Origin of the sequence: Microcoleus sp. B3-D2 (genome assembly GCF_036705345.1) — a bacterium.
Classification (GTDB): Bacteria; Cyanobacteriota; Cyanobacteriia; order Cyanobacteriales; family Microcoleaceae; genus Microcoleus.
The window spans coordinates 1-3,567 of record NZ_JAUBUG010000158.1 but is presented as its reverse complement, the minus strand read 5'-3'; the positions used below and the strand labels follow the sequence as shown (position 1 = coordinate 3,567).

3 protein-coding genes and 1 pseudogene are annotated in these 3,567 nt (G+C 47.9%); all 4 read right to left on the bottom strand.

What is annotated here, in order from left to right; translation table 11 throughout:
* Positions 1-453 (bottom strand): annotated as a pseudogene (locus QUB14_RS28275) (hypothetical protein); the annotation flags it as partial.
* Positions 454-1,566, bottom strand: a complete 1,113-nt coding sequence (locus tag QUB14_RS28270; protein WP_333221502.1) for a sn-glycerol-3-phosphate ABC transporter ATP-binding protein UgpC — start codon at positions 1,564-1,566, stop codon at positions 454-456. It lies immediately after the preceding pseudogene.
* A gap of 35 nt (positions 1,567-1,601) precedes the next feature.
* On the bottom strand, positions 1,602-2,423 hold the full coding sequence (locus QUB14_RS28265) for a carbohydrate ABC transporter permease (RefSeq protein ID WP_333221504.1): 822 nt from the start codon (positions 2,421-2,423) through the stop codon (positions 1,602-1,604).
* Between the two features lie 2 nt (positions 2,424-2,425).
* Complete coding sequence (locus tag QUB14_RS28260; RefSeq protein WP_333221506.1) at positions 2,426-3,346, bottom strand: sugar ABC transporter permease; 921 nt, start codon at positions 3,344-3,346, stop codon at positions 2,426-2,428.
* Positions 3,347-3,567: the final 221 nt, after the last annotated feature.

Below are 3,567 nucleotides of genomic sequence, written 5' to 3'. Positions count from 1 at the left end.
TATGTTCAAGTAAGCAAATCGAAAATTATTTGGCTCACTGCTGTTACTGTACCTCTTAGTCACGCAAAGTGCTGTAACTGCTTGACGATTGTCTGGTGCAAACAGGTATCGAGTGATTGAGCCAATGATTCGAGCCCGATCTCCTTCTAGCGATCGCTCAACTAAGGTATACAAACAATCTTGAGACAGCAGCGCATCCCGCATACGCTTGTCATAGTCATTGTCCAGCAATCCAACACCACAAATTCCCCAATCACTACCAGGATTCTGATGGAAATAATCATCAAGATATAGCGCTTGGTGCGATCGATGAAATCCACCAACCCCAATATGCACAATTCCATTAGTAATTTGATGGCGATCGTACTTGGGTATGGGAACGTTTCCAGGTAAACGAGACAGGGATGCTTCATTGAGCTTGATTGTTGAGGCTGTAGTGGGATTGCTGTTCATTTATTTACTAACGGTTAGGTGGTGACGACGAGTTTTGGAAACGGCTTCACCCTGTAAGTCAAATAGATGGCAAAGATCGCCGTTAATGTGAACAGGAACAACATCGTGCAACTGGCTGGAATTATCTCCGTCTGTTTGCACGACTAGCGTGTCGCCACCCGCAATCTTGACATAGAGGTAGGTTTGTCCGCCCAGCCGTTCCACAACTAATACTTCGCCATTCACTGTTGCGCTATTGCGATCGAGTCGTAGGTGTTCGGGGCGAATTCCCAACGTGGCTCTATCCCCAACCAACAGCTTTCCAGGCTTCACTGGAATAGTCACACTGGCATCACCGGGAAGTTTGACAGTTGTACCAGAGTCATTGACGGCTGTCACTGTAACCGAGACAAAGTTCATCTTAGGTGAACCAATAAATCCGGCGACGAATAGATTCCGGGGATGGTGGTAGAGATCCAAAGGCGAACCCACTTGTTCTACAATGCCGCCCTGCAACACTACAATCTTGTTGGCAAGTGTCATTGCCTCAACCTGATCGTGTGTCACATAAATCATGGTGGCTTGCAGGCTGTCATGTAAGCTGGCAAGTTCGATCCGCATCTGCACGCGCAAGGAGGCATCCAGGTTTGACAGTGGTTCGTCAAACAAAAACACTTTGGGATTGCGAACTAGGGCACGACCAATTGCTACTCGTTGGCGCTGTCCTCCGGATAACTCTTTGGGCTTGCGGTTTAACAGTGGTTCCAGTTGGAGGACATGAGCGACTTCACGCGCCCTTTCATGACGCTTGGCTTTTGGAACACCTGCAAGGCGGAGGCTAAACGCCATATTCTCTGCTACGGTCATGTGAGGATACAAGGCGTAGGTTTGAAATACCATTGCTAACCCGCGTTTATCTGGAGGTACATCATTCACGACCTCTCCATCAATCATCAACTTGCCGGAGGTAATTTCCTCTAGTCCGGCAATCATGCGTAACAAGGTTGATTTTCCACAACCGGATGGACCAACGAATACAACAAATTCGCGATCGCCAACATCAAGATCGACGCCTTTAATGATCTCTGTATCGGCATATGTTTTGCGAATATCTCTTAAAGCAACTGTGGACATGAAAGACTCCTATTAATGCATTAAAAATCAAATGATTATTTCACCGCACCAAAGGTAAGACCGCGTACTAATTGCCGTTGACTGAACCAACCGAAGATTAAAATGGGTGCGATCGCCAGAGTTGATGCTGCCGAAAGTTTTGCCCAAAACAATCCTTGAGGGCTGGAAAAAGAGGCAATAAATGCGGTTAAAGGAGCGGCATTAGCCGTTGTTAGGTTGAGGCTCCAAAAGGCTTCATTCCAGGACAAAATGATCGAAAGCAATGCGGTGGAAGCAATTCCGGGCAAGGCCAGTGGCAGCAACACATGAATCAGTTCTTGCTGCGTGTTTGCCCCATCCATGCGATCGGCTTCTAGGATATCTTTGGGTACCTCTTTGAAAAAGCTGTAAATCATCCAGACAACAATTGGCAAATTGATCAGGGTGTAAATAATAATCAAACCGATGCGGGTATCCAGCAAACCAGCGTTGCGACACAAGATGTAGATCGGCACCAGCACGCCAACGGGTGGCAGCATTCTAGTGGACAGCATCCACAGCAAGGTACTCTTAGTGCGTTTGGTTGGGAAGAAAGACATCGCATAAGCGGCAGGTACGGCAAGCAGCAGTGCGAGTATTGTCGCTCCGAGTGAAACCACTACACTGTTGAGCGCATAGTTGAAATAGTTTGCCCGATCTTGTATCGCTACATAATTTTCTAATGTCGGCTGGAAAAATAACTGAGGGGGAGTTGCAACCGCCGCCACCTCTGTTTTGAAACTGGTGAGAAACATCCAGAAAATTGGGAAAAACAAGCTGCAAGCGACAAACCAGCCGAGCAAGGTAAAAAGCAAGCGGCGAGAAGTTTTTTGTGCCATTGTTAGGTATCCAAATTACGAGCAACACTACGCATCAGAAAAATTGCCGCGATGTTGGCAAGAATTACCGCGATTAATCCACCCGCTGAGGCACCGCCTACATCAAATTCCAGCAATGCTCTGAGGAAGATGTAATAGGCAAGGTTAGTGGTTGCCACTCCGGGGCCGCCACCTGTGGTAACAAAGATTTCTGCAAAGATAGTCAAAAAGAAAATCGTCTCGATCATGGCGACCACGGCAATGGCGCGGCTCAGATGCGGTAGCATGACGAAACGGAATAAGGCTAGAGCATTTGCTCCATCCATCCGGGCTGCTTCTAGCTGGTCATGATCTAACGACTGAATTGCCGTCAGCAAAATCAGCAGGGCAAAGGGAAGCCACTCCCACGAAACAATGATAATGATGGCAAGCAGTGGAAAATCTGCAAACCAATCGATCGCCCCCAAACCCAAACCTCTTGTGAATTGAGCAAACAGCCCATTCACTGGATGCATCAGCATATTTTTCCAGACTAGGGCGCTGACTGTGGGCATGACGAAAAACGGAGAAATCGCCAGTACCCGTGCAATCCCCTGACCATAAAAGTCTTGGTCAAACAGAATTGCCAGAAGTGTGCCTAGACCGATCGTGAGCGCCAGAACGGACACGACCAAAATTATGGTGATGCCGATCGAAGTCCATAAAGCTGGATCACTCAAGATGAAGGTGAAATTTTCAATTCCGATGAATTTGCGTGCGCCTGGATTGAGCAGGTTATACCGCTGAAAGGAAAACCATACCGTCATCACCAGAGGCACAATCATCCACAGCAGCAAGGCAATGACGGAAGGCGCAACCAGGGGTAATGTTGATGCCTGTCGCTTGCTTCGTTGGTGGGCGGGGGGCGTTTCGTGGTGATGTTTTACAGCTACTGAAGAAGACATAGCTTAATAGAATGAATTTTGGATTTTAGATTGTGAAAGTTTTATGGGTGAGCATTTGCGTGTTTTGCCTTCCCCGTCAGATTTAGATCCCCCTAAATCCCCCTTAAAAAGGGGGACTTTGACGCTCATTCTCCCCCCTTTTTTAGGCTATGCCTTACTCACATCTTTCTTAACAAAGGCGCTCCGGCCCCGCCCGGAGCGACCTCCGGGCGATGGCTCCC